The organism is Rouxiella sp. S1S-2, from assembly GCF_009208105.1.
In the GTDB taxonomy this organism is placed as follows: Bacteria; Pseudomonadota; Gammaproteobacteria; order Enterobacterales; family Enterobacteriaceae; genus Rouxiella.
In genome coordinates this window covers 4,021,590-4,047,712 of record NZ_WFKL01000001.1, presented here as the reverse complement: position 1 = coordinate 4,047,712, position 26,123 = coordinate 4,021,590, and the positions used below count along the sequence as shown (strand labels likewise).

Genomic DNA, 26,123 nt, shown 5'->3' with positions numbered 1-26,123 from the left:
GCTGGTGCTCATGATTGCTGCGGGAGCCGGTCTGGCCTTCATCACACATGCGCCAAATCGGTTGATTTCGGGGCAGGGGATCCCGCTGTATACTCTGCTGCAGGGGCCAATGCTGCTGGTGTTGGCGCCGGTTATTGTGCTGCTATTACTGTCGTTTGTGCGTCCTGACTGGCGAGTTTATCTGCTGATTATGCTATTGGCCGAGCTGCTTCTGGCTGCGCAAACTGCGCTGGCGGGGCATGCAGCCTGGGTGCTGACCGGCGGCGATGAAGATAGCCTGGCGAGAATTTCTTTTGGCGGGGGCTTTTGGGCATGTGGCGCACTGCTGCTGCTCATCGCCTCTGACGCTATCAGTCGTATGACCTCAAATCACAGCTGGCGTGTGCTGCTGAATCTGCAACTGGCGATCCCCATCATGCTATTGCTGGTTAATGGCCAGCTTTCCCAGCTCTCTTTATTGAAAGAGTACGATAACCGCTCCGACGTGTTCGATGATGCCCTCTGGCAACATCTCGGTATTTTATTGGGCACGCTGATCCCAGCGATTTTGATTGGCCTGCCGCTGGGGGTATTTTGCGCCCGACGTCCACGCTGGCAGCCGCCAATTCTCTCTGTATTGAATATTATTCAAACTCTCCCCTCAATCGCGCTATTTGGCCTGCTTCTCGCGCCGCTTGCCGGGCTGGCTAAGGCCGTTCCCTGGTTGGGTGAGCACGGGGTAAGCGGCATCGGTGCGGCGCCGGCCATCATTGCGCTGGTACTGTACTCGCTGCTGCCGTTGGTGCGCAGTGTGATTGCCGGAATGAACTCGGTAGCGCCGGGCGTAATCGAGTCAGCAACGGGAATGGGGCTGAGTCGAATGCAGGTGTTTTACAAGGTTCAGATGCCCATTGCGCTGCCGGTTATTTTGTCCGGTATCCGTATTGTTGCGGTGCAAACGGTGGGCATGGCGATGGTTGCCGCGCTGATTGGTGCCGGTGGGCTGGGCGCTATCATGTTCCAGGGACTGCTGAGCAGCGCGTTGGACCTGGTGCTACTCGGGGTAATCCCAGTGGTGTTAATGGCCGCGGTGGTTGACGGGGTCTTTAAATTTTTAGTCTCAATTCTGGAGACCTCGCGCACATGATCAATTTCTCTCGCGTAAGTAAACATTTTGCCGGTAAAGCGGTGGTGCGTGACCTCGATTTGAATATCGCAAAGGGCGAATTTACCGTGCTGATTGGCACTTCTGGCTCCGGAAAATCGACCACCTTAAAGATGATTAACCGGCTGGTGGAGCATGACAAGGGACAAATTACCTTTGCCGATGAACCGATTGAGAAGTTTCGGGCGCAGGATTTACGGCGCAGGATGGGGTATGCCATTCAGTCGATTGGCCTGTTTCCGCACTGGACGGTGGAGGAGAATATTGCCACCGTACCGCAACTGCTCAAATGGCCGAAGGCAAAGATTCGAGACCGTGTGACTGAGCTGATGGAGCTACTTCACCTCGACCCGCAGCAGTTTCGAAAGCGCTATCCGCATCAGCTTTCTGGCGGTCAGCAGCAGAGAGTGGGCGTGGCGCGTGCTTTGGCTTCTGACCCTGAAGTTTTATTGATGGATGAACCTTTTGGTGCACTCGATCCGGTCACGCGGGCTACGTTGCAGCAGGAGATTGCGCGTATCCATCAGCTTTCCGGGCGCACGATTGTGCTGGTGACGCATGATATTGATGAGGCGCTGGGTCTGGCAGACCGCATTGTGTTGCTCAGCGACGGGCAGATTGTTCAGCAGGGCACGCCGCTTGAGATGCTCACGCAGCCTGCCACGCCGTTTGTACGCGATTTCTTTGGCCGCAGCGACGTTGGCATTAAACTACTGTCGCTGGCACGAGTGGGTGACAGAACCCGTCTTGGAGAAAGCGCGGCGGGTGAACCGGTCTTGGCGTCGATGACTTTGCGAGAAGCGTTATCGGTGTTTGTTGCTCGCCACACTGAGCAATTGCCGGTGATTGATGACAACCAGCAACCGCTGGGCGTGCTGCACTTTTCTGACCTGGTGGCCGAAAGGGAGGATGCATGAGCCTGAATAAAAAAACGGCAGACAGTCGCTTAATGCGAACCCTGCATGACCCCTTGCCTTGGGTTATCGCGGTATTTATTGCACTGGTGCTCGGCATGAGTTCACTGGGGTGGCTGTTTCACTGGATGTTCCCTAACCTCGACAGGCCGGTGTATTTGCAGGACAGTTTTTCCGGTCTGGTTATCGCTCACCTTTTGCTGGTGGGCATTTCAAGCGCGATCGCAGTAATTATCGGCATGCTGGCCGGCATTGGCGTAACGCGTCAGGCGGGCAAAGAGTTTCGGGCATTAGTTGAGACGCTGGTTGCAATGGGCCAAACCTTTCCACCGGTCGCAGTATTGGCGATTGCGGTGCCGGTGATGGGATTCAGTGAAAAACCGGCTATTATTGCGCTGGTTCTTTATGGGTTATTGCCTATTTTACAAGGGACTATCGCCGGTATCGAATCCGTACCCTCCTCGGCGCGAGAGATTGCTGAGGGAGTGGGGATGAGCCGCTGGCAGGTTCTGCGGAAGGTTGAACTGCCTCTTGCCGCACCGGTTATTCTTGCCGGAATACGCACGTCGGTGATCATCAATATCGGCACGGCGGCGATTGCCTCCACCGTGGGTACCCAGAGTCTGGGCTCACCGATTATTATCGGGCTTAGTGGGTTCAACACCGCCTATGTTTTGCAGGGCGCGCTGGTCGTAGCATTGTTGGCGATTATCGTGGATATGGCGTTTGAGCGCTGGAGCCGCCGCTTGCAAAACTGGCAGCCCTCAGCACGGGGTGAGTAGTCAGCGGCTGTGGCTACCCTGTAACCGTTATTAATTTATGCGATGCGCGGCTTCGTGTTTCGAAATATATAATGATATGACTTTATCCTTGTAGTAACCGTCTCTTAAATTCTCTTTCAGGATGTTCAAAGTGTTATCTATTTTACCTCTTTCAGATTCAAATCTATTAAGTGAACGCGCAACTAAAAGCAAATCTTTGTTTAATTCATCAATCTCCTGATTCACAACTTTAATCTCCTCTTGCATTACCGTCATTTTATCTAGCGCAGTACTAGGGACAAGAGTAAACTCACTTTCTATTGCATTCCTTTCGTGAGGCATGACCATTTTAATGGCCTCTAAAACCAGCGAGCGGGGTTTTGTTTTTTTATCAGCAGCCAAAACCAGATAAGGGGATTTTAATCCGTGAATATTGTCTTGGCTAGGAGCGGTGCGACGTCTTGAGACCCTATGGTTGCTAATGTCTAAACTCGATCTCAGAAGTTCTGATAGTTTATCTGAACGCTCTAGGGTGTTATTTTTAAATTTAACATCAGATGTTTCTTGAGCATAATTTTTACTGGCTTTGATATTGCTGCTAGGAAAAGGGGGGAGTGATGGATTACTGTTTTCGATCTTTGTTATATTTATTTTGGTAAAGGTTTTTTTATTTTCTGGAGACAGGAATTTAGAGCGATAAGTGTTCACCTGGGAATACTGTGGTATTTTTGATAACGAGTTAACGATATTAGTCATTGTGAACTCCTGTATATTACATAAAGAGGCCGTAAGTATATAGACGGTGGATGTTTGACAAAAATACAAATTTTTTATATAAATGGCTCAATTCATTGAGCAGGCATATTAATTTAGGGCTGACTGCACGCCATGCCTGCGGGTTGACGCGAAATGCCGTTAGCCTCCGTTTATAAAATTGGCAGGCCCAGCACGAGGTGAGTAGTCGCCGAGTTAATAAATAAATTTATAATTACCGCTTTGCAACCAATTGAATGAATTTAGCTTATCTTTGCTGACTGAATTTGTGCAGTTTTGAATTTCTTTAATATGACTGCTGTCGAAGTTTTTTTTAAAATTATCGCTTTCTGGATTTTTTATTTTTAATTTATTTAAAGCGTGTTCAATAAGGTGTAATTCAGCATTTACATCTACGATTTCCTCCTCAATGCTCAATATTTTCTGCATAGTATTCCGCGACATAATTTCATTACCATAATACTCGTCATCAAAATACTCATCATCTTTATTATCTTCATTGATAGTAGATGATAGTTTTTTAATCATATCCAATACCAAAGCCGGAGAGCGCAGTTCTGAATCCAAACCTGAAACGAGAAGCGGATAAGTAAAAGTTTTTTCTGCGCTATTTTGGCTTTCTTCTTTTTTTTGTACAAGAGGAGCGCAAGTTTGATCGCGCTGAGTAATTGTCAGTTTATTAAGAGGCTTTGAATTTTGGGCGAGTTGACTCGGTGGCGTAGTCAGTTTGCGAGAGGGAATAAAGCAAGATCTAAGTTTTTGTGAAGTGTTATTTAAATCTTCAAACGCTTTGATTATTTCTTTTACGCCATGCTTCTTATCGTCATTGAATCGAGGGGGAGTAAGATAGCTTCGCAGCGGTAAACGCTTATTAACAGTATCGATAGTTGAACCTTGCATATGGCACATAGCATATTCCTTTATTATCTTGTAGAAAGAGGAGTGCTATAACTATATAGAGAGCGCGTTATTAATAAAAATACAGTTTTAGTATGTAAATAGCTTATCAATTGAGCAGGCATATTAATTAGGGCTGACTGCACGCCATGCCTGCTGGTTTTGACTGAAGATACCTTCAGACTGCCTAAGACGAGCTCGAAGGCTGCGCAGGGGACGAGGTTGGCGTTGGAACGCTGGCTGGCATTTTGACCGGCTCTTCGATAACGATGGCGTAGCCGGCAACCATTACACCGCCGATAGCGCCGATAGCCATCAGACCGAACAGAGCAATAAACAGCTTTTTACCTAGAGTATTCATTTTTTGCCGAACTTCTTTTAAAAAATAGACAGTGATTATAAAACTTTTAGTGCACGGGACACAGTCATAATTTGTGCGAATGCCCTTCTAAAAACACATTTCATACACATCGTGAAACTTTTCAATCACATTTTGGCACAATAGCACGCTTTAACTTGCTGTTTATAGCGCCAATAGCGTTAACTATCCGCCTCTGATTTTCTCAGCTATAAGAAAAATCTATGTCTCGCACAGCCTTCCGTACGCTACTGCCGTTAATCGCCGCTTTGTTTGCGCTATATTTCATTTGGGGATCGACCTATCTGGTGATCCGCGTTGGGGTCGAGAGCTGGCCGCCGCTGATGATGGCGGGTCTGCGATTCTTTGTGGCGGGGGTGATCATGTTTACCTTTCTGCTGCTGCGCGGTCATAAAGTGCCTTCAATGCGCGAGTGGCTGTCGGCGGGCATTATCGGCGTGCTGCTGCTTGCCATAGGCAATGGGTTGGTTACCGTAGCCGAACATCTTGAGGTTCCCTCGGGTATTGCTGCCGTAATGGTCGCGACGGTTCCGCTGTTTACACTGTGTTTCAGCCGGATGTGGGGTATGCCCAACAGCCGTCTGGAGTGGACCGGCGTGGCTATCGGCCTGTTTGGCATCGTGCTGCTCAACACCGGCAGCAATTTGAGCGGCAATCCGTGGGGCGCGCTGCTTATTCTGATTGCTTCATTGAGTTGGGCCTTTGGTTCGGTGTTGAGCTCGCGAGTGACGCTGCCAAAAGGGTTGATGGCCGGTGCAGCAGAAATGATCATTGCAGGCGTCGTGTTGTTGGTCACCAGTCGACTGAGCGGCGAGTATTTGACTCAGATTCCTTCCCCAAGCGGTTTTATGGCACTGGCCTATTTGGTGGTTTTTGGCTCGATGATTGCCATCAGCGCCTACATGTTTTTGCTCAAAACCGTGCGACCGGCTATCGCGACCAGCTATGCCTACGTCAACCCGGTTGTAGCCGTGCTGTTGGGCATTAGCTTTGCGGGAGAGTCGCTTTCATTGATTGAATGGATTTCACTGGGCGTGATCCTGAGCGCGGTATTACTGGTCACGCTCGGACGTTTTGTGTTTAAGCCGAAACCGGCAAAGCTTGATAAGGTTGAAATTTAACCTGGTTTGCCCCTCCCGCTTTCGGCGAAAGGGGCGAAATGCCTACTCACTTTTTCTCGAAGAACAGCGTCAATTTGGCCACTTGAACGCCAAACTTGGTTAATGAGGTCACGTTCATTAAGTGTCTTTCGTCCTGCTTGAACAGCCAGTCGTCAAAGGTCAGACGATAGGTCTTACCGCTGGCTTTAATATCCATCACGTAATTCCAGTTAAACGCATTGCCTTGCGCATGACCGGTCGCCACGCCGACAATATCGCCCGCCGTGCCGCGATAGCTGCCATCCGCCAGGCGTTGAATGTGCCAGACGCGGGTCTGCTTTTCGCCATCATCGTAGGTGAAGTCTTCATGCAGCGTTAACGTATCGCCGACGACGTCACCGCGTATTGCCACTGAAAAGCGTCGGGTTTGTTTATTGCTGTAGTCCTGGATCATCCCCCAGGCTTGGCTATCGCCCTGAAAATAGCTGAAGATATCAAGCTGAGGCTCGGTGCCTTTATAGTCTTCGATTTTTGCACTGCAGCCGGCCAACAGCAGGGCCATGGCAAGCACCATGAAACGCAGATAAACCTTAATATTCAGCATAATCACTCCTGATTCAGCGGGCTCCGATCAGCCCTTTGCGCAGCTGCGGATATTGGGTGGAAGGGGATAACCAAATAGCCAAAAATGCATCGCGAAACGACGGGCTAAACCGCTGGCCAATCGCTACCGGCGTGGCATTTTTATCCGTATTGCCGTTTAGCGCAGGACGAAAGTAAAATTGCCCGCCCTGTTGGTCGCCGACAAAGGTGATTTCGCTGCCGGTAGTGACATCCGGCCATGTAGCCTCTACAGCCTGCAGCCACTGTTTTTGATTTGCCTCGTCGAGCATGCCCAACGCTTTCCACTGGTCGGCCGTAGCCTGTGTCAACTCTTTACGGCTAATGTCGCGCAAGTAATTGATCACTAATGCCTGAGGCCAGACGTTGGGCTGATATTTTCCAGCAGGCGTACGCAGGTGCGAGTTGTAAACGTCGAAAAATGCCCAAGTCAGCTTGGCAGAGCCTGTTTCTGGCCAGGTTGACCACGGAGCAGCCTGCACAATCGGCGTGAGAAAAACGCTGGTGAGCAGCAGTGAAGCAGTGAGAAAACGCAGGTTCATTACGGACTCCTCTTGCTGACATGAGGTTGACGCACGCCATAGCTTATCAGCGGTAAAAAGCAGGCCCATCCGACTGCCATCAGGGAAAATACCTGCCACGGCGGGGCGAGTAGGTACATGGCATCAAAACGCATACCTATGTAATAGGCCAGTGGACCACTCACCGCGCCAAGCAGGATAAGCCACGGCCAGCGCAGTGAAATTTGCTGATAAAACCACAGCCACCAGGCGCTAAAACTGAGCCACAGCGCCACCATCCAAACAGGTACGCCTTGGCTTTGCTCAAATGCCAACAGGCCGCTGGCGCACCACAAACTGTCCATGGCAACCCCGATTACAAAGGCGAAAATCACCCATTTTCGGCGCGCGGCAGGGGTGAAATAAAGCATCAGCAGTGCGCCAATCACCAGCAATATTTCTACGCTTTCTCGTCCCCAGACTGCCAGCGTCCACCAGAGATCGAAGCCAGCGGCCAGCAGCCAGAAGCGCAGGGATTTCATGCACGGCGCTCGGCAATCAGTTGCACGGTGCTAATCGTCCGTGCGCGGAATCCCGCTTCGCAGTAGCACAGATAAAACACCCACAGGCGACGAAAACGCTCATCGCTGACCTGCGCATTTTGCGTATTCCAGTACCGTACGACTCGCTCGCGCCACTCGTGCAGCGTGCGCGCATAGTCATTACCAATATCAAAAAGATTGCACACTACCAGTCCAGTGTGTCGGGTCATGCTTTCAGTCATCGCGTTGATCGAGGGCAAAAAGCCGCCGGGGAAGACGTATCGTTGAATAAAGTCAACGTTGCGGCTGTAGTGCTTGTAGCGCTGGTCGGCAATGGTAATCGCCTGCAAAGCCATCCGCCCTTTGGGTTTAAGCAGCGCATTGCAGCGCTTGAAAAAGGTGGGCAAATAGCGTTTACCTACGGCTTCAATCATTTCAATTGATACCAGCTTGTCGTATTGCCCGGTCAGTGCGCGGTAGTCCTCAAACAGCACGGTAACCTGGGCGCTGAGTCCGGCCTGCTCGATGCGCTGGCGGGCGTAGTCGTACTGCTCGCGTGAAATGGTGGTGGTGGTCACCTGGCAGCCATATTCCCGTGCGGCGAATTCGGCCATCGCACCCCAGCCAGTGCCGATTTCAAGCAGGTGGTCTTCCGCGCGTAGCTCAAGCTGCTCACACAGGCGGCGCATTTTGGCTTCCTGGGCCTGTTCCAGCGTCATGTGCGGGCCTTGATACCAGGCGGAGGAGTAGAGCATCTTCTCATCAAGAAATCCCTGATAAAAATCATTGCCCAAATCATAGTGCGCCGAAATGTTGCGGCGTGCCTGGCTCGGGCTGTTGCGCCTAAGGAAGTGAACGACGCTGTTGACCGGTGAGGTCAGCCAGCTGAAACGCGACTCTATTTTGTCGACCAGACCGACGTTTTCGGCTAACAGTTGCAGCACGGCTGTCAGATTTGGCGTGGTCCAATCGCCGTCGATATAGCTCTCTCCCGCCGCAATGCTGCCACCGAGCAGCACGCGACGATAAACACGAAGGTCATGAACTTCAATTTGTCCCTGCAGCGGCGCAGTTTCATCGCCGAAAAACATCGGTTCATGGTTAAATTCCTGCAGGGTCAGTCCCGCGCCATGGAGTTGTTTAAGCATCCTGAGCAACAGCGCGCGCGATCCTTTGCGACGACGGCTGCCCGCTTGCTGGGCAAGTCGCAAATCAGGTGAGTTCATGTTCAATCCTTATCAACGGGAGGATGACCGTAAATGGGCGCACGTTTGAGCCACAGTTTTACTGCCTGCCAATAAATAGTGACCGCGGTTTTTACCGTCATTAACGGAAACCGCCAGAGCTGCTGGCGCAGGTTTTTACGCGTTAGTGGCTGATAAACCAGCGTTAGCGTTGCGTCGAATTCGCGGTCCTGACGATGCGTTTCTATATGTACACGCAGACGCTTTCCCGGTGGGGTCAATTGCCAGTGATAGACCATATCCATCGGGTTAAAAGGTGAAACGTGAAACTCTTTTTTGACCGGTAAGGAGCCGTCAGGCAGCACCGCATAGGTGTGGCGCTCATTCCATGGCGTGTTGCGCACCTCGGCCAATACCCAGCGTAAAACGTCTTCTTTATCATAAAGATAATAAAAATTAACCGGATTAAAATAGCAACCAAAGTAGCGCAACTGAGTCAGCAACATGACACGCCCGTCAAAACTGTCGCCAGTTAGTGCCTGAATACGCCGCTGAGCGGTAGTTTTAATGTCACCACCGCCCAAATAGTCACTTCGTTTAAAGGTCGCCGCGGAGAATTTTTCCAGTCTGATCCCGCATTGCGGCAGCTGTTCGATTTCATCGAGATCGATAAGCGCCATGAAAATGCCATAGTCGAAGTGATGCTCTATCGGCTTAAATCGGCGATGCCGCACGCCGCCAATATAGAGCGCGCTGTTCATGCGCTTTCCTGCTCGAGGAGCTGGTTTACCACTTCTTCGGCGCTTCTGACGCCGTCTTCATGAAAGCCGTTGTGCCAGTAGGCACCGCAGAACCAGCTACGGTTGTGGCCATTAATCTCGCCGCGTCTCTGCTGTGACTGATAGCTGGCGAGGTTAAGCACCGGATGCCTATACTGGGTCTTGAATAAAATTTTACGCTCATCAATTGGCGTTATCGGATTTAGCGTCACGCAAAAATTATTTTCTGACTCAATACCTTGCAGAATATTCATGTTGTACGTCACACTGGCCCGGCGTTGGCGAACAATGGCCGAATGAACCGGTGCGGACGGCGTGTGGCCCAAGGCACTTTCAACGCCGTTGGGTAGGCGATAGTTCCAGCTTGCCCACGCGCGGCGCGAAACAGGAAGTTGATTGATATCGGTGTGTAGCACCACTTCATTTGACTGATAGGGCAGGCCACATAGCACCTGACGTTCGGCATCGGTAGGTGCCTGCAGCATCGCCAGCGCCTGATCGGAATGGCAGGCGAAAATAACCTGGTCAAATGTTTCACTGCCCTGTGTGGATTGAATAGTGACTGAGCCCTCGCGGCGAATTACTGAGTTTACCGGCGTGTTGGTCAGCAGTTGAACGCTGGCGGGAAGCAACTGCTGCATGCGGCGAATGTACTCACGCGACCCACCGGGGACTACCATCCACTGTGGGCGATGACTCACATCAAGCAGCCCGTGATTGTCGAAAAAGCGCAGGAACATCGATAACGGAAACTTGCCCATATCCTCAAGTGACGATGACCAGATAGCCGCACCCATCGGCAGAACGTAGTGCAGGGCGAAAAAGGCCGAAAAACCATTCTGCCTTAGCAGGTCGGACACGGTGCTTTCGTCGTTGCCCGGCTGCTGTACGCGCTGCTTACACAACGCATTGAAGCGCAGGATTTCACGTAAAAACCGCCAGAATTTAGGCTTAAAGAAATTACGGCGCTGGGCAAAAAGCGTATTCAGGGTATGCCCGTTGTATTCAAGCCTGCTGTCCGGATTGTGCACCGAAAAACTCATTTGGGTGGGTTGTCCGGTGATGCCTAACTGGGCGAGCAGGGCGATAAATCTAGGATAGGTTTTCTGGTTGTATACGATAAAACCCGTATCGATGGCGTAGGAACGATTGCTTATCTCGACGTCCAGCGTTGCGGTATGTCCGCCCAGCGTTTCGTTGGCTTCAAAAACCTTTATTTCACATGCAGGTTGACGCTGCGACAGCATCCACGCACAGCTGAGACCCGAAATACCACTGCCGATAATGGCCACTTTCATACGCGATTTACCTTACCAATCTTTTAGCTAAAAGTTTCTGCAGGCCTTGCGGCAACACCGAAATAAAGCGCAGTAGCCAGGCGAAAACAGGCGGAAACGCAATTTCGCTTGCGCCACGCGCCAGGCCTTTTCTAATAGAGTCGGAGGATTTTTCCACCGTTATCATCATCGGCATCGGGAAATCATTACGCTCGGTGAGCGGCGTTTTTACGAAACCCGGCATCACCAGTGAGATCTCAATTCCGCGCGGCGCAAGATCAAGCGCCAGACTGCGAGCGAAGTAGGCCAGCGCGGCTTTCGAACCGCCATAGGCCTCAGCGCGCGGCAGCGGAAACAGCGACGCGGTGGAGCCGACAAGCGCGATGCGAGAACCCGAGGCCATGCCCGGCAGCAGTGCATCAAGGCAGTTAATCGGCCCCATCAGGTTGGTGGTCATCACCCGTAAAACTTTCTCGGCCTCAACCACGCCGTTATCGAGATATTCACAGGTCCCGGCGCAGAGGATAACCAGGTCAGCCTGCACCCAGGCCAGCGCCTGCCGGGTTTCTTCAAGTTGGGTGATGTCAAAGATCAGCGGCGTTATCTGCTCCGAGGCGGTGCTGATGGCGTCCAAACGCTGGCTGTCGCGCCCGCAGGCGGTCACTTTCCAACCCTCTGCGGCGTAGTCCAGGGCAAGCTGTTTGCCTATTCCCGAACTCGCGCCGGTAATTAATACGTGCTTCATGGCGCTAACCTCGATTTAACGGCTTTAACGACACTTCCCAGAAGGGGGATGTGCTCATAAAGCATCGCTCCCAAATCATAGTAGTCGCGCTGATAAATCACTCTATTTTCGCTAAAGCGCAGATGACTGTTCCCGTCGAGAACCAATTCTTTGCCTTTTTTCAGCCGCGGATGTGAATAAATCATGCGCCAAAACAGCATCGTTTCATCATCGGTGCTCAACTGATGCTGAATATCAAATCGGCAGTAGTGCGTCTGTGCCAGCAGTTGCTCAAAATAAAGCCTAAGAGTGTCGATGCCCTCGTGGCGGCCGACGGGGTCTACCAGCACTGCCTGCCGATGATAGATTTCCGGCAATTTGGCGAGCTGGGCAGTGTCCAAATGGCGATAAAAGGTGTTCAGTTTCTCGAGCGTGCTCTGGCCATTGCCTGATTCGTTAGATGTGGCGTCCGTTGAGGCATAAGTCATTCATGTCTCCTTTATCTGAAAGGTAAAGCGTCATGCGCCTCCTCTGGCGGGTTTTGCAGCAAAACGGCTGCGCTACCCAGCAGGGAAATAGGTAACCCTAATTTCTGCCACTGCAGATACTTGTTGCGTTGGATATTGGTCAGTCGTCCCTCGGCCCATAGCAAGATCTGCTGTGCCTTAACCCCTTCAAGGTGCGGGTCCACCAGCGGGTCGGGCAGCAGGTCAATGTGCAGACCTTCTCCGCTGCGGGCGATAGACTCAAGCCATAGCTCGGTGCGGTCGATATCGCCCCAGCCTGCCAGCAGCACTTTTATGCCGGATTTTTTACGCGCCGCGTTCATGCACATTACCGCGTGCTCAATCAGTACGCCGTCGAGCAGACCGCGTAAATAAAGGGTTGAAGGGGTAGAGGTCAATCGAGTTCGCAGCGGGCGCAGCACATTGTTAACCAGGCTGTCGGGCGGGTATTCGCGGCCCAACTCGATAATCAGCTGGCGGACTTTCTGCGTTTTCTCTTCCTGTAGAACACCGAGCAGCTTTTGCTCCAGCTGTGACCAACCGCTTGGGAGGGGAGTAATGCTTCCCTCCAGCAGCCCTTTAACCTGACTGACAGGCACACCGCGGTTTATCCAGCCAAGAATAGTACGAATGGTTTCCAGGTCACTGTCGTCAAACAGTCGATGGCCGCCCTCGGTACGCTGAGGTTTGAGCAGGCCGTAACGACGTTGCCATGCACGCAACGTAACAGGATTGATGCCGCATATGCGTGCGACCTCGCCAATGCTGTACAGAGACATAAAGATATTCCGCTAAATTACTAAGCCTGAATTAACTCTAGCCGTTCAGGGTCAAGTTGTACAAGTATATTGTTCTTGTACAACTTATAAAGTTGTACAACTTGCTGGTGGAAGGGGTAGAGAAGTGAAAGTGCGGGCCATTATAACGGCCGTAAAGAAGAGTGGGTTAGCTTATTGCCAACTTCTCAAATTAGGGATATATTCTCAATATAGAGAATGCATGGGCGAGAATAATACCGATGAACGATGAGCAAAAACTGGCGCAAAGGCTGTCAATACTGCGGGTGAACAACAATTGGTCGCTTGAAATGTTGGCTGATAAAACGGGAATTAGCCGAGCAACGCTGTCGCGGATTGAGCGCGCGGAAACAAGCCCAACCGCGTCGCTTTTGGGCAAGTTAAGTGCAGCTTATGGACTGACGACCTCAAGGTTATTAATGGACCTTGAAGACAATCCGGCCGAACTTATCCGCCACGCCCAGCAGTCGGTTTGGCACGACACGCAGACCGGTTTTGAGCGCCGCTCAATTTCCCCACCGGCCAAAGATTTTCATGCCGAATTTATGTCTGGCCGCCTGCAGCCTGGGGCCACCATTCACTATGAGGCGCCGCCGGTATTTGGGCTTGAGCAGCATATCTGGATGCTCTCTGGCGTTCTCGAGCTGCGCCTTGACACTCAACGATACCGCCTGGAGGCGGGCGACTGCCTGCGTTTTCATCTTAATGGCACGTCAACCTTCCATGTCCCGGGCCAGGAAGAGGCCCATTACAGCATTGTAATTTGTCGCCCTTAGTAACCAGGAGAAAACCGTGATAACCATCAGTGAACTGAGATGTGAACAATATTCGCAGGACTTTTCCCGAGCTGATTTATTGGGCCTCGCCGAAACTCTTGACGGCTGCGTGAAACTGGGCGCTAGCGTAGGATTTGTCCCGCCTTTTGGCCCAAACGAGGCGTTGGCTTTCTGGCATAAACTTTTGCCCGCCTTTGCCGCCGGAGAGCGCCGTATTCTGGTCGCACGCCTTCACGGCAAAATAGTGGGCACCGTTCAACTGGTGGTTGATATGCCTGGCAACGGACAGCATCGTGCGGACGTGGTTAAATTGTTGGTTCATCCGCAGGCAAGAAGGCAGGGGATTGCGAGAAAACTGATGCAAACGATTGAAAAAATGGCCGCTAACCTTGGAAAAACCCTGCTGGTGCTCGACACGGTCACCGGCAGCGAGGCGCAGACGCTTTATCATCATTTAGGGTATGAGCTGTGTGGCGTTATCCCAGGGTATGCGCTGTCAACTGAAGGAATTTATGACTCAACGAGTGTGATGTATAAGCCGTTGGACCGCCTTGCGAAATAGTGTTAGCCCTTCTCTCGTTAGCCCCCTCGCCGTTAAAAAGATCGAAGGGGCCAGCTGTCCATCATTAATTAATTATACGCCTTTCCACGCTCTCAGCGCTTGACTGCGCACCTGCAGTTTCTGTTCTGGGGTCAGCTTGTTGTATCCCGGAGCCAAACCGCTTTCCCAATCACCGTACAGTGGGTTTGGCAGCACGATAAATTGGGTGCCGAACAGATTGTGATTGCTGTTCACGAAGTTGCGACGCTCATCGTTGCCTTTATGATACGTGGCCGCGCCAAAGTCGTTCAGGTTGTCACCGGCGTAAATCACGATGTTATAGCCTTCGCTTTTGATAGCATCAAAACGCGCCTGCTTGTTGGACGTGGTGGTGCTCAGACGAACGGTTTTTTCATTCACGTTCGGGAAACCGAGGCGCTTCAGATTAGCAACGGTAGCGGCGTAGTCTTTTTGGTCACGGTTCGAGACATAGAACATAATCCCGCCGTGGCTGTCGACGTACTGAGCAAAGCTCACCGCACCCGGCACGGCTTTAGCCTGTTCGGCATGGGTCCACTGAGACCAGGTTTTGGCATCAAACGACTTGTTGGCTTTTACCTGCCAGGCACTGTAGGCGCTGTTGTCTATCATGGTTTCATCGAGGTCAACGACAACGGCTTTAGGTTTGCCGGTCAGCGACTGTGCTTTATCAAAAGCAAAGGTCGCTGCATTAAAGGCCTGATAGGTCAGGGCCTGATATTCACCTGATTGCTGGAACCAGTTCAACGCCATCACTGACTGATCGTTCAACTGTGCATCATCCTGCGTTTTCGAGTGCTGTGCACAGCCTGTCAGTGCTAAAAATACCAGTGCAGTTGTGCCATAGAGTGAAGCTTTCTTCATCATTATCTTTATCGTCCTGTGAGGGTGGGATTATGAAAAATTTTAATAGGTAAAACTTTAGCAGATTCAGCAGGCTGGGGAAGGGGGAGGGGGCAGAAAGTTGATCTGGATAAGCTTTTCATATGACGAAAAAAAGCCGGGGGATGAGCCCGGCAAAAAATCCAATGAAATTTAAATGAAGCGAGGTCTTATTTTTAGAACTGGTAAGTCAGGCCAAGAGCAACAACGTTATCAGTGTTCAGACCTAATTTATTATCAGTGCTCAGACGGTTGATTTTATAATCAACAAAGGTCGACATATTCTTGTTGAAATAATAAGTCGCCGCGACGTCGATATATTTGGTTAAATCTGCATCACCGATGCCTTCAATATCTTTCGCTTTGGTTTGTACGTATCCCAGAGAAGGACGCAGACCCCAATCAAATTGATATTGCGCCACGGCTTCATAGGTCTGGGTTTTTTGCGCATATCCGCTTACAGACGAAGAGGTCAGACTTGAAACACCGGCAGGCGCAGTAATTGCTATCATGCGGTTAGTTTCGGCATAAAGTGCGGCTAAATAAACGCCGTTATTGTCATATTTTAAACCGGCGTTCCAAGCTGTGGCTTTATCGCCTTTACCCAAAGCTGAATTTGTTTGCGTAACAGTACGGTCAGAAGAGGTATAAGCCGCACCTGCGCTGATGCCTGCACCGATGTCGTAGGTGGCAGAAACGGCGTAACCGTCGCCGTTTGCCGTGCTGGCAGAACGGGTGCTGGTGTCGTCGTTTTTACCCTGGTATTGCAGGGCAAAGTTCAAGCCGTCAACCAGGCCGAAGAAGCCGCGGTTGCGGTAAGTTGCCATGCCGTTGCCACGGCCGGTCATAAAGCGGTCAGCCTTGGTGTAACCGTCGCCGCCGAACTCAGGGAACATATCCGTCCAGCCTGCGACGTCGTACAGCGCACCGTAGTTACGGCCGTAGTCGAATGAGCCAAATTCGTTGAATTTCAGACCCGCAAATCCAAGACGTGTTTTAGAACCCGTTGAACCCTGTGCTTCAGAAATGTTATCGGCGACCTGATATTCCCACTGGCCATAGCCGGTGATGGAATCATTAATTTTAGTCTGACCTTTAAAGCCAAAACGTACATAACTCTGGTCACCGTCGCTGCTGCTTGCATCAGAGAAATAGTGCTCGGCTTTAACGCGACCATAAAAGTCGAGTTTATTACCGTCTTTATTATAGATTTCTGCTGCGTGTGCGCCTGAGGCAATCAGTAATGACGGGATTAATATTGCCAGAAGATTACGTTTCATTGTTAACCCTGTATTTTTCGTTTAAACGTTCTGTCAAACGTTATTTATTTAAAGACGCTATTCATCATGTGTACTGTCATTTCCATCTAAGCGGAAATTTGTTCAGCGAGAGTTTTTTACCTTATATTTGTGATCAATTTATGACATGTGAAAATGAACTTTATTTTTTTTAAGTGAATGATTTTAATAAGCTAGCTAATAATAGGGTTGGCTATTCAATTTGCGGCTGACGTGGGCGGACGAGTGTGGGACAATAACCACAACATATGAAAACGATAAGAGATGCATGGCGCTGTCCTCCGCAGTAAAAGATCAGATTAGCCAGTGGTACAAAGCCCTACAGCAGCAAATTCCGGATTTTATCTCCCGAGCCCCTCAGCGACAGATGATAGCTGAGGTCGCGAAGGCATTGACCAGTGATTCTGCCCGCCACCTCGCTATTGAGGCGCCGACCGGCGTGGGCAAAACCCTGTCGTACCTTATTCCGGGTATTGCCGTGAGTCGGGCCGAGGAGAAGCCGTTGGTGGTCAGCACCGCCAATGTGGCGCTTCAGGATCAGATCTTCAGTAAAGATTTGCCACTGCTTAAAAAAATCATTCCAGACCTGAAATTTACCGGGGCGTTCGGCCGTGGGCGCTATGTGTGTCCGCGTAACCTGTCGATGATGAGCACTGAAAATGCCCAAGGTGACCTCGGGCTGTTTTTGGGCGATGAACTGGCGCCCTCAAGCACGGAAGAACAGCAGTTTTGCAGCACGCTGGAAAAGGCCTTAACCCGCTATGAGTGGGACGGCCTGCGCGATCATTATAAAAAAACCATTCAGGATCCCCTGTGGCTCAAAATCAGCACCGACAAAGCCAACTGTCTGGGCCGAAATTGTCACTACTACCGAGAATGCCCGTACTTTGTGGCGCGTAAAGAGATTGAAAGCGCCGACGTAGTGGTGACGAACCACGCGCTGGTAATGGCCGCGCTGGAGTCCGAATCCGTTCTGCCGAATGCCAAAGACTTGCTGCTGGTTCTCGACGAAGGGCATCACCTTCCCGACGTGGCGCGTGATGCGCTGGAGGTGGACGCTGAAATTACCGCCGTGTGGAATCACCTGCAGCTCGACAACTTTATGCGCCAGATTGAACAATGTCTCGCGCTGTTTACCCCTAAAAATCCACCGCCGTTGGCTAATGCCGAACGTCTGCAAAATCACGTGGCCGAGATGCGCGAGCTCCTGCTGCTGATTGAGCAGCAGATTAATCAGTTTTTACCGCCGAACGAGCCAGAGGCTGAGCATCGCTTCGAAATGGGCGCACTGCCGCCGGCGCTTACCGAGCTTTGTGCTCGACAGTTCAAGCTGACCGATGCGCTGCGCGGACTGGCCGAGTTTATGGTTAACGACCTCAGCGAAAAAACCGGTAAGCATGATGTGTTGCGTTTGCATCGCGCCATTTTGCACATGAGCCGCATGCTAGGTTATCTCGAAACCATGACCAAGCTTTGGCGGCTGGCGGCGCTAGATAAAGCCTCCAATGCGCCGATTGGAAAATGGGTGACGCGGCAATATTTCGATAACCAGACTCACCTGATATTCCACTGTGTTGGGATACGTGTCAGCGAGCAGCTCGAAAAAATGCTTTGGCGCAAGGTGCCGCACGTAGTCATCACCTCCGCGACGCTGCGCTCACTCAACAGCTTTGCTCGCCTGCAGGAAATGAGTGGCCTGAATGAGAAGGCCGGTGACCTGTTTATCAGCCTCGATTCACCGTTTAATCATCGTAGTCAGGGAAAAATCGTGATTCCCCAAATGCGCACCGAGCCTTTAATGGCCAACGAAGCGCAGCATATTCAGGAGATGAGCGATTTTTTCCGTGCCGAGCTGGCGACTGAAAAACACAAAGGCATGCTGGTGCTGTTTGCCAGCAATCGCGCGCTGCAGCAGTTTGTTGAACTGATGCCCGACCTGCGGCTGATGCTGCTGGTGCAGGGCGACCAGCCGAGATATCGACTGGTTGAGGAGCATCGCAAACGGGTTGAGGCGGGAAGCGTCAGCGTGCTTATCGGACTGCAGTCGTTTGCCGAAGGGTTGGACCTCAAAGGGGACCTGCTGACTCAGGTGCACATTCATAAAATCGCCTTCCCGCCGATCGACAGTCCGGTGATCCTTACCGAAGGTGAATGGCTGAAAACATTAAAACGCTATCCTTTTGAAGTGCAGAGCTTGCCGAGTGCGTCGTTTAATCTGATCCAGCAGGTGGGACGATTGATCCGCAGCCACGAGTGTCGCGGTGAAATTGTTATCTACGACCGAAGGTTGATCACCAAAAATTACGGTCCACGACTGCTGGCCGCACTGCCGGTTTTTCCTATCGAACAGCGTGGAATGCCCGAGCCAGGCCTTAATAAATACGTTGCATTGACTAAAACCAAAGTGGTCAAGGCACGAAAGAAACGCTAACGAAGGATTGTGCCGGACGACAAGGTTTCTCCCTGTGAAAGGCTGGGTTATGCTGGTGGGATTCGCAGGTGAGGGAAGAACGATGGATTACACAAAAATTATTAAAGAAGTCGGGCGTGGGAAAAATCATGCTCGCTCGCTCGACAGGGAGCAGTCGCTGGCGCTTTACCGCCTGATGCTGGCGGGTGAAGTCCCAGATTTACAGCTTGGCGGTTTACTGATTGCCTTTCGTATTAAAGGCGAAGACGAGCAGGAAATGCTGGGCTTTTATCAGGCCATGGAAGAGCAGACGCTTCGCCTGCAGGCCCCAAATAACAGATCCATGCCGGTGGTTATTCCCAGCTACAATGGCGCGCGCAAGCAGGCTAATCTGACGCCACTGCTGGCTATTTTACTGCATCGTCTCGGCCTGCCGGTGGTGGTGCACGGCGTGACTTCCGACCCCGGTCGCGTCACCAGTTTTGAGATTTTTCAGGCATTGGGCATTCCCGCTGCCAACTCGGGCGAAGAGGCGCAGGCCATGCTCGACTCCGGTCGTGGTCCGGTATTTATACCCGTGTCGCTGCTCTGCCCACCTATCGACAAACAGCTTCAGCTTCGCTGGCAGATGGGCGTGCGCAACAGCAGTCACACTTTGGCCAAGCTGGCAACACCGTTTGTTGAACAGCCCGCACTGCGCTTAGCCAGCGTTTCTCATCCCGAATATATTCAGCGCGTCTCGTCATTTTTCCACGATGTCTCAGGCCGTGCGCTGCTATCGCAGGGTACGGAAGGCGAGGTTTATGCCAATCCGTTACGCAGTGCACCGGTGCATTTGATTGGTACCGGTGAGCAAAGAATTTTGCTCGAGCGTCAGGAGTTTAGTGCACAAAACTTGCCAAGTGCTAAAGACGCGCAAATTACTGCCGACTGGATAAATGACTGTTTGCAGGCAAAAGTGGCCGTGCCGCAGGCTATTCTTAATCAGTTGGCCTGCTGTTTGGTTGCCACCGACCTGGCCGAAACGATCCCAGAGGCATTGATGCGGGTAGATCAGCTCTTTTAGCATCAACGGCCGTCGACAGACGCTAGCTCCGTAAATACACTCAGTTAATAATCTCTTTTACTTTCAGCCAAGAAGGGCGCTATGAAACAGTCACAGGAATATTTTTCAGCACTGAATCACGACTATATGAAGGTGCACAAAACTAAAGAAGAGTTGTTCTGGCAAAATTACATGGGCACGGGCGATGATGACGTTTCGGATCGCTACTCGGCATCTGAGAGCGTGTTTAAACGTTTTATCGCCAATCCGTCCCGACTGGTGGAGCTGCGTGAACACATTGCTGCCGTTGAAGCCGAGCCAAAGAGTAAAGAAAGAGAGGCGCTACTGACAGGTCTGCGCGGTTGGTATCGATTTTTTGACTGCAATGCGATTGAAGACCCTCAGGCGCAGGCGTTGCTCGACGAAATCATTCAGGCCGAGTCTGCACTTTACAGCAAACGCAAACAGCATCGGCTGACCCACCTCAATAGCAAAGGGGAGCAGGTTTCTGCCTCGCTCGGCGAGCTATTGACCAATCAAGCCACCAATGAAAACGAAGAATATCGCCGCAGTTCGCAGGTTGCGCTGCGTGAGCTTGAGCAGTGGCTACTCATTAACGGTTTCCCACAGCTTATAGCCCTGCGCAACCGTTTTGCTCGTCAGCTTGGCTACCGTAACTACTTTGATTATAAAGTAAATAAAACGGAGCAGATGACCCCCGAGCAGCTGTTTGCCATTCTGGACCGCTTTGAGGAGCAAACGCGCGAAGCCAACGTGCGTAGCCTCAACGAGCTGGTTTCGCGCAAGGGCGATGCCGCATTAATGCCGTGGAACATTCGCTTTACCAGCGCCGGTGACGTGACGCGTCAGTTGGATCCTTACTTCCCGTTTGCCGACTCGTTAGGCCGCTGGATAAACAGCTTTAAACGCCTGAATATCGGTTTTAATGGTGCCGAAATGCAGCTCGATTTGCTGGTACGTGAAGGCAAATATGAAAACGGTTTTATGCACGGTCCTGTGCCGCCTTTTGTCGATCAAGGTAAATGGGTTCCGGCGGTGATCAACTTTACCAGCCTGGCGAAGCCGGATCAGGTAGGCAGTGGTGCCAGTGGATTAAACACGCTATTCCACGAAGGCGGACACGCGGCGCATTTTGCCAATATTCGCCAAAACGCCCCGTGCTTTTCGCAGGAATTCCCTCCGACCTCAATGGCCTATGCTGAGACGCAGTCCATGTTTTGCGACAGCCTGCTCGACGATGCCGACTGGCTTAAGCGTTATGCTAAAAACGAGCGCGGCGAAGCGGTACCTGATGCGTTAATCGAGCAAAGCATTGCTGCACGCCAGCCGATGCGCGCATTTAACGAACGCCATATTCTGCTGATGCCTTATTTTGAGTGGCAGCTTTATCAGTGGCCGGAAGAGAAATGTACGCCTGAGGCGATTACCGCGCTGGCTCGCGACGTTGAAACGCATATCCTTGGCGTGGCCGGCAGCCCAAGGCCTACGCTTGCGGTGCCGCACCTGCTGTCGCTGGAGTCGGCCTGTTCCTATCAAGGCTATTTACTGGCGCTTATGGCGGTTGAACAGACGCGCGCCTTCTTCCTCAAACGTGATGGCTATTTGACCGATAATCCAGCCATTGGTCCTGACTTGGCCAAACATTACTGGACACCCGGCAACAGCGTGAGTCACGACCAAACGCTGCGCAGCCTGACAGGGGAAGGTTTTAATCCTGATTATCTGGCGCAGGCTTGCAATCAAACGGTTGAATCGGCATGGCAAGAAGCCCAGCATGTTATTGCAGAATCCGCCGAGCGCGAACAGGCTGCCGCTGACTTTGATCTTAATGTGCATATCAAGGTGGTAGACGGCAAGCGCGTGTTGGCAGACAACGCCGAGGGCGATGATGCGATGTGTCAGGACTTTGCCGATTTCGTTCAGCAGACGTATTTCAGGAAATAATGACTTTGATGTGCGGGTGGGGGGGAGAGCAGTCAGCTTTCATCCCCTCCATCCTCATTAACGCGCGTCCGGGCGCGTCAAATCAAAACGTAAATCTTCAGAAATACCGTAGTAGGCCGAAGGGCCGCCAGCGCGCAGCACCGGTTCGGCCAGTGCGGTCTGATAGATCCCCTGCTCATCAAGCAGATGACGGGCGATATGCACCGCGACCACCTCACCCAATACTAACCAAGTATCAATTTTCTCACCTGCCGCACTTTGAAGCTGGATGCACTGCGAAAGTTTGCACTCAAAATTAACCGGACTTTCGGCAACGCGATCGGCGGCAACCAACGTGCCCGGTGTGGGTGTCAGCCCTGCAAATTCAAATTCGTCGCGGCCGTGCGCTAAAGACGCTGAGCTTTCATTCATTTTAATCGCCAGGCTGCGGGTGGTGAGATTCCAGACAAATTCACCGGTTTCAACAATATTCTTCACACTGTCTTTCCATCCGCTGCTGGCGAAACCAATGATCGGTGGACGATAATTAAAGCAGTTAAAGAAGCTGTAAGGGGCCAGGTTTCTCTGTCCCTGAGCGTTGCGCGACGCGATCCAACCGATAGGGCGTGGGCCTACGATTGCGTTTAACGGATCGTGCGGCAAGCCATGTCCTTTGGCAGGTTCATAAAAGTAGCGATCGTCAAAACTCATCGTTCACCTTTTCTTTGATTAATTTAGGTTGAAAAACTTGGCCTTAAATATTCTCTGGCCAAAGAAGTGCCTGCTTCTCAATACCATAAACAGTTACCGACCAACTTACCGTGACCTTATGTGTCATGCCGACAGCCTTGTGCGGCCGTTTGTGTTATCTTACGCGGCAGAATTTTTCTCGACGGCTGCGCCGCGAAAGCACCGCGCAGCCGTCGAGTAAGCTTAACATTGATATTGGAGAGTCATTCAGGTGGAAAGAAAAAAAGCGATTCCGCAGGATAAAAAGATTGTTTTCCCGCAGGAGAAAAGCGGACTTCATGCGCGAAATCGCCACCGTAGCCGCTATGATTTTCCTGCTTTAATTGCCAGCAGTCCTGAGCTTGGGCCTTTCGTTGCCGAAAATAAATGGGGCGACCTGTCTATCGACTTCGCCAGCCCTCAGGCGGTAAAGGCGCTTAACCGCGCACTGCTGCGCCACTTCTATCAGATTGAAAACTGGGATATCCCGGCCGACTACCTCTGTCCGCCAATTCCAGGACGTGCCGATTATATTCACCATCTGGCGGATTTATTGGCCGATAGCAACGGTGGTACCATTCCACAGGGTAAAAACGTCGCTATCCTCGATATTGGCGTAGGGGCAAACTGTATTTATCCTATCGTTGGGCTGCGTGAATACGGCTGGCGCTTTACCGCCAGTGAGATTGATGAAGTCTCGATGGCAGCAGCGAAAAAGATTGTGGCGACTAACCCCCTGTTGACCAATCAGGTGCGTTTCCGCCTGCAGGCAAAACCGCCGCGCATTTTCGATACCATTATCCGCCACGACGAGCGTTATGATGCCGTTCTGTGCAACCCGCCGTTCCACGGTTCGGCTGAAGAAGCCGCCGCAGGCAGCCAGCGCAAACGTCACAACCTGGGTCTGGACCGCGCCTACCAAAAGGCCGAGTTGAACTTTGGCGGTCAGCATAATGAGCTGTGGTGTGAAGGCGGTGAAGAAGCCTTTGTGGTTCGCATGGTTGAAGAGAGTGAAACCAAGGCCAACAACTGCCTGTGGTTTACGGTGTTGATTTCAAAGAAAACCACGCTGCCGCTGATTTATGAGGCGCTTGAAGAGGCGGGAGCCACCAACGTACGCACCGTTGAAATGGCGCAGGGCCAAAAGATCAGTCGCTTTGTTGCCTGGACTTTCCTGACGCCGTCCCAGCAAAGGGCCTGGTCCGGCAAGCGCTGGAACTGAGTCGATAGAAGAAATTTAATCGCACTGATATAAAAAAGGCCTCTTTCGAGGCCTTTTTTTATGACACGTGCTGCAGGAACTCGCGCAGGCGCTCGCTTGGCGGGTTGGCAATCAGCTCAGCCGGAGGACCGTCCTCTGCAACGCGGCCTTTATCGATAAAGATAAGACGTGAGGCCACTTTTTCTGCGAAGCCCACTTCGTGGGTTACGATAACCATCGTCATGCCTTCTTCCGCCAGGTCCTTCATAACGGTCAGCACTTCGTGGCGCAGCTCAGGGTCAAGCGCCGACGTTGGCTCATCAAACAGCATGAGCTTAGGCTTGACCGCCAGCGCACGGGCGATAGCCACACGCTGCTGTTGACCGCCGGAAAGCTCAGAAGGGTAATGGTGCGCCCTTTCAGATAATCCCACTTTTGCCAGCAGCTCTTTCGCCAGTTTCTGAGCCTCTTCTTTGCTCGCACCGCGAACGCGGATCGGGCCAAAGGCGACGTTTTCCAGCGCAGTCATGTGCGGGAACAGGTGAAACTGTTGGAAAACCATGCCCGCTTCCTGACGGATGAGGCGGTCATCAACTTTAGGGTCATTAACTTTAAGGCCATCAACAATCAGCTCACCGGAAGTAATCTCTTCCAGCTTATTGATGCAGCGCAGCAAGGTGGATTTACCGGAGCCTGAGGGACCGATGATAACCACGACTTCGCCCTGTTTAATGCTCAGGTCGATATTATGTAACACCTGGGTTTTGCCAAAGTGTTTAGAAACGTTTTTAAATTCAATCATAAAATTTTCAGTTTGCGTTCTAAGCGGCGCATCGCAAAGCTCAGTGCCAGCGTGATGATCAGATAGATAACGGCAACAGCACTCCAGATTTCCATTGCGCGGAAGTTACCGGCAATGATTTCCTGACCTTGACGAGTGAGTTCCGCTACGCCGATAACAATAAACAGCGAGGTATCTTTAATACTGACGATCCATTGGTTACCCAACGGCGGCAACATGCGGCGCAAAGCCAGCGGCATGATGATGTAACGCAGCGTTGCACGGCGGGAAAGCCCCAGCGCCAGGCCTGCTTCGTTAAAGCCACGATTGATGGACTGTACCGCACCGCGGGTAATTTCTGCGATGTACGCACCCGAGTTGATAACAATGGTCACAACGGCTGCGGTAAAGGGATCAATTCGCAGGCCGCTTATCATCATTGGCAGGGCAAAATAGATAAACATAACCTGGACAACGATAGGAGTACCGCGAATAAGCTCGATAAATACCAGAGCAATATTACGACTGATTACGCCGCCAAACGCGCGCGCGAAGCCCGCAATGACGCCGATAATTACGCCCCCAACTAAACCCAGGATAGAAATCCACAGGGTCATCTTGGCGCCTTCGAGAAGTATAGGAAGAGCGGCCCAAACAACGCTCCAGTCAAACTGCATGGATTAATCTCCTGATAAACAAAACAAGCCGACCCTGGTGGACATTCACTCAGGGTCGGTGATATAGCGCCACGTTTTCACGCCAGCGGCTATATCTCATTACTGCAATTATTTAGGCTCTGCGTCGAACCATTTTTTATAGATTTCTGCGTAGGTGCCGTTAGCGCGCAGCGTTTTCAATGCGGCGTTAACTTTTTCACGCAGTGGGCTGCCTTTCGGGAAGGCTACGCCGTAGTCCTGACCTGCAACAGCCGGGCCTACAGTCTTAAAGTTGCCATGACCTGCAGTCTTGATGTAGTACTGAATGTTTGGCGCATCGAACAGTACGGCGTCTGCACGACCGGTACCCAGCTCCATGTAGGCGCTGTCGATGTTAGGGAACTGGCGAACGTCTTTTGGTTTCAGGTTGGCAGCTAGGTAGTTAACAGAGCTGGTGCCGCTTTTCACTGCAACCACTTTGCCGTTCAGGTCAGCGGTGCTTTTGATGTCTTTGTTGTCTGATTTCACCATGGTGATCAGGCCGCTGGTGTAGTAGCCGTCGGAGAAATCAACTGCCTGAGCGCGCTGAGGGGTAATGGTGATACCGGCCAGAGCCAAGTCAATGTTTTTGGTCTGCAGAGCAGGAATGATACCGTCAAAGTCCATCGGCTTTAGGGTATAAGACACTTTCATTTCTTTAGCCAATGCGGCCCAAAGGTCGATATCGAAACCAACGTATTTGTCACCTTGTTTGAATTCAAAAGGAACGAATGCGGTATCGGTAGCTACGACAAGTTTTTCTTCTGCTGCGTGGGAGCTTACTGCAAAGGCCAGCGTCAGCGCTGCCAGGGAAACTTTTAACATCGACTTCATAAGTGCAATTTCCTTTGTATATTTATGGGAAAAACAACCCCTTTTCTTG

27 protein-coding genes and 1 pseudogene are annotated in these 26,123 nt (G+C 51.5%); 10 read left to right on the top strand and 18 right to left on the bottom strand.

All coding sequences use genetic code 11. The features are described from left to right. Positions 1 to 10 precede the first annotated feature (10 nt). The 3 genes from GA565_RS18525 to GA565_RS18515 are packed head-to-tail and all read left to right on the top strand — an operon-like array spanning position 11 to position 2,840. Complete coding sequence (locus GA565_RS18525) at positions 11 to 1,126, top strand: ABC transporter permease (RefSeq protein ID WP_193312001.1); 1,116 nt, start codon at positions 11 to 13, stop codon at positions 1,124 to 1,126. Beyond that, positions 1,123 to 2,061, top strand: a complete 939-nt coding sequence (locus GA565_RS18520) for an ABC transporter ATP-binding protein (RefSeq protein ID WP_152199969.1) — start codon at positions 1,123 to 1,125, stop codon at positions 2,059 to 2,061. The genes GA565_RS18525 and GA565_RS18520 overlap by 4 nt, the downstream gene beginning before the upstream one ends. After that, on the top strand, positions 2,058 to 2,840 hold the full coding sequence (locus tag GA565_RS18515) for an ABC transporter permease (RefSeq protein ID WP_304621428.1): 783 nt from the start codon (positions 2,058 to 2,060) through the stop codon (positions 2,838 to 2,840). Before GA565_RS18520 ends, GA565_RS18515 begins: the two co-directional genes overlap by 4 nt. Positions 2,841 to 2,870: 30 nt before the next feature. Here the strand turns inward: GA565_RS18515 and GA565_RS18510 are convergent, their stop codons facing one another. The 3 genes and pseudogenes from GA565_RS18510 to GA565_RS24965 form a co-directional block, all read right to left on the bottom strand. Next, complete coding sequence (locus tag GA565_RS18510; RefSeq protein ID WP_152199967.1) at positions 2,871 to 3,575, bottom strand: hypothetical protein; 705 nt, start codon at positions 3,573 to 3,575, stop codon at positions 2,871 to 2,873. Positions 3,576 to 3,788: 213 nt separating this feature from the next. Continuing rightward, positions 3,789 to 4,502, bottom strand: a complete 714-nt coding sequence (locus GA565_RS18505; RefSeq protein ID WP_152199965.1) for a hypothetical protein — start codon at positions 4,500 to 4,502, stop codon at positions 3,789 to 3,791. A 250-nt stretch (positions 4,503 to 4,752) separates the two neighbouring features. Then, positions 4,753 to 4,851: pseudogene (locus tag GA565_RS24965) on the bottom strand (hypothetical protein); the annotation flags it as partial. Positions 4,852 to 5,072: 221 nt separating this feature from the next. Between GA565_RS24965 and yedA the strand changes: the two are divergent. Further along, complete coding sequence (yedA, locus tag GA565_RS18500) at positions 5,073 to 5,990, top strand: drug/metabolite exporter YedA (RefSeq protein ID WP_152199963.1); 918 nt, start codon at positions 5,073 to 5,075, stop codon at positions 5,988 to 5,990. Positions 5,991 to 6,036: 46 nt separating this feature from the next. Here the strand turns inward: yedA and GA565_RS18495 are convergent, their stop codons facing one another. From GA565_RS18495 to GA565_RS18455, 9 genes are all read right to left on the bottom strand, one after another. Then, positions 6,037 to 6,573, bottom strand: coding sequence for a DUF3833 domain-containing protein (locus GA565_RS18495; RefSeq protein WP_193311933.1), 537 nt, complete (start codon positions 6,571 to 6,573; stop codon positions 6,037 to 6,039). A gap of 13 nt (positions 6,574 to 6,586) precedes the next feature. Next, positions 6,587 to 7,132, bottom strand: a complete 546-nt coding sequence (locus tag GA565_RS18490; protein WP_193311932.1) for a hypothetical protein — start codon at positions 7,130 to 7,132, stop codon at positions 6,587 to 6,589. Beyond that, positions 7,132 to 7,632, bottom strand: coding sequence for a DUF2878 domain-containing protein (locus tag GA565_RS18485; RefSeq protein WP_152199962.1), 501 nt, complete (start codon positions 7,630 to 7,632; stop codon positions 7,132 to 7,134). The genes GA565_RS18490 and GA565_RS18485 overlap by 1 nt, the downstream gene beginning before the upstream one ends. Next, entirely contained in the window at positions 7,629 to 8,780 is a 1,152-nt protein-coding gene (locus GA565_RS18480; protein WP_370518109.1) for a class I SAM-dependent methyltransferase, read from the bottom strand. The genes GA565_RS18485 and GA565_RS18480 overlap by 4 nt, the downstream gene beginning before the upstream one ends. Positions 8,781 to 8,860: 80 nt before the next feature. Further along, complete coding sequence (locus tag GA565_RS18475; protein ID WP_152199958.1) at positions 8,861 to 9,577, bottom strand: DUF1365 domain-containing protein; 717 nt, start codon at positions 9,575 to 9,577, stop codon at positions 8,861 to 8,863. After that, positions 9,574 to 10,893: an NAD(P)/FAD-dependent oxidoreductase gene (locus GA565_RS18470; RefSeq protein WP_152199957.1), complete on the bottom strand. Its 1,320-nt coding sequence runs from the start codon at positions 10,891 to 10,893 to the stop codon at positions 9,574 to 9,576. The genes GA565_RS18475 and GA565_RS18470 overlap by 4 nt, the downstream gene beginning before the upstream one ends. A gap of 7 nt (positions 10,894 to 10,900) precedes the next feature. Then, positions 10,901 to 11,617, bottom strand: coding sequence for an SDR family NAD(P)-dependent oxidoreductase (locus GA565_RS18465; protein ID WP_152199955.1), 717 nt, complete (start codon positions 11,615 to 11,617; stop codon positions 10,901 to 10,903). Continuing rightward, a complete protein-coding gene (locus GA565_RS18460) occupies positions 11,614 to 12,084 on the bottom strand; it encodes a nuclear transport factor 2 family protein (RefSeq protein ID WP_152199953.1) in 471 nt (156 codons plus the stop codon). The genes GA565_RS18465 and GA565_RS18460 overlap by 4 nt, the downstream gene beginning before the upstream one ends. Positions 12,085 to 12,095: 11 nt before the next feature. Further along, on the bottom strand, positions 12,096 to 12,881 hold the full coding sequence (locus GA565_RS18455) for a MerR family transcriptional regulator (protein ID WP_152199952.1): 786 nt from the start codon (positions 12,879 to 12,881) through the stop codon (positions 12,096 to 12,098). Positions 12,882 to 13,120: 239 nt separating this feature from the next. On the opposite strand from GA565_RS18455, the gene GA565_RS18450 reads away from it, so the two are divergent. Together GA565_RS18450 and GA565_RS18445 are read left to right on the top strand one after the other, a co-directional pair. Continuing rightward, positions 13,121 to 13,675: a helix-turn-helix domain-containing protein gene (locus GA565_RS18450; RefSeq protein WP_152199950.1), complete on the top strand. Its 555-nt coding sequence runs from the start codon at positions 13,121 to 13,123 to the stop codon at positions 13,673 to 13,675. Between the two features lie 19 nt (positions 13,676 to 13,694). Next, complete coding sequence (locus GA565_RS18445) at positions 13,695 to 14,237, top strand: N-acetyltransferase family protein (protein WP_370518108.1); 543 nt, start codon at positions 13,695 to 13,697, stop codon at positions 14,235 to 14,237. Positions 14,238 to 14,309: 72 nt separating this feature from the next. Here the strand turns inward: GA565_RS18445 and GA565_RS18440 are convergent, their stop codons facing one another. Together GA565_RS18440 and GA565_RS18435 are read right to left on the bottom strand one after the other, a co-directional pair. Then, positions 14,310 to 15,119, bottom strand: coding sequence for a 5'-nucleotidase, lipoprotein e(P4) family (locus tag GA565_RS18440; protein ID WP_152201611.1), 810 nt, complete (start codon positions 15,117 to 15,119; stop codon positions 14,310 to 14,312). Positions 15,120 to 15,313: 194 nt separating this feature from the next. Next, a complete protein-coding gene (locus tag GA565_RS18435; protein ID WP_152199947.1) occupies positions 15,314 to 16,417 on the bottom strand; it encodes a porin in 1,104 nt (367 codons plus the stop codon). A gap of 286 nt (positions 16,418 to 16,703) precedes the next feature. Between GA565_RS18435 and dinG the strand changes: the two genes are divergently transcribed. The 3 genes from dinG (at position 16,704) to GA565_RS18420 (ending at position 21,855) form a co-directional block, all read left to right on the top strand. Further along, complete coding sequence (gene dinG, locus GA565_RS18430; protein ID WP_152199945.1) at positions 16,704 to 18,866, top strand: ATP-dependent DNA helicase DinG; 2,163 nt, start codon at positions 16,704 to 16,706, stop codon at positions 18,864 to 18,866. Between the two features lie 82 nt (positions 18,867 to 18,948). Continuing rightward, positions 18,949 to 19,911 (top strand): DNA-binding protein YbiB, encoded by a 963-nt coding sequence (ybiB, locus tag GA565_RS18425; protein ID WP_152199943.1) that lies wholly within the window; start codon positions 18,949 to 18,951, stop codon positions 19,909 to 19,911. Between the two features lie 81 nt (positions 19,912 to 19,992). After that, a complete protein-coding gene (locus tag GA565_RS18420; protein WP_152199942.1) occupies positions 19,993 to 21,855 on the top strand; it encodes a M3 family metallopeptidase in 1,863 nt (620 codons plus the stop codon). Positions 21,856 to 21,912: 57 nt separating this feature from the next. Here the strand turns inward: GA565_RS18420 and GA565_RS18415 are convergent, their stop codons facing one another. Next, positions 21,913 to 22,545, bottom strand: a complete 633-nt coding sequence (locus tag GA565_RS18415; protein WP_152199940.1) for a flavin reductase family protein — start codon at positions 22,543 to 22,545, stop codon at positions 21,913 to 21,915. Positions 22,546 to 22,795: 250 nt separating this feature from the next. Here GA565_RS18415 and rlmF point away from each other — a divergent pair, with 250 nt between their 5' ends. After that, positions 22,796 to 23,785: a 23S rRNA (adenine(1618)-N(6))-methyltransferase RlmF gene (rlmF, locus tag GA565_RS18410; RefSeq protein WP_152199938.1), complete on the top strand. Its 990-nt coding sequence runs from the start codon at positions 22,796 to 22,798 to the stop codon at positions 23,783 to 23,785. Between the two features lie 58 nt (positions 23,786 to 23,843). Here rlmF and glnQ read toward each other — a convergent pair whose 3' ends face one another. From glnQ to glnH, 3 genes are all read right to left on the bottom strand, one after another. Then, the gene (gene glnQ / locus GA565_RS18405) at positions 23,844 to 24,566 is read right to left on the bottom strand and encodes a glutamine ABC transporter ATP-binding protein GlnQ (RefSeq protein WP_152199936.1); all 723 of its coding nucleotides are present in this window, start codon (positions 24,564 to 24,566) and stop codon (positions 23,844 to 23,846) included. Next, positions 24,563 to 25,222: a glutamine ABC transporter permease GlnP gene (glnP, locus tag GA565_RS18400; protein WP_055777702.1), complete on the bottom strand. Its 660-nt coding sequence runs from the start codon at positions 25,220 to 25,222 to the stop codon at positions 24,563 to 24,565. The genes glnQ and glnP overlap by 4 nt, the downstream gene beginning before the upstream one ends. Positions 25,223 to 25,330: 108 nt before the next feature. Next, positions 25,331 to 26,074: a glutamine ABC transporter substrate-binding protein GlnH gene (gene glnH / locus GA565_RS18395; RefSeq protein ID WP_055777705.1), complete on the bottom strand. Its 744-nt coding sequence runs from the start codon at positions 26,072 to 26,074 to the stop codon at positions 25,331 to 25,333. Positions 26,075 to 26,123: the final 49 nt, after the last annotated feature.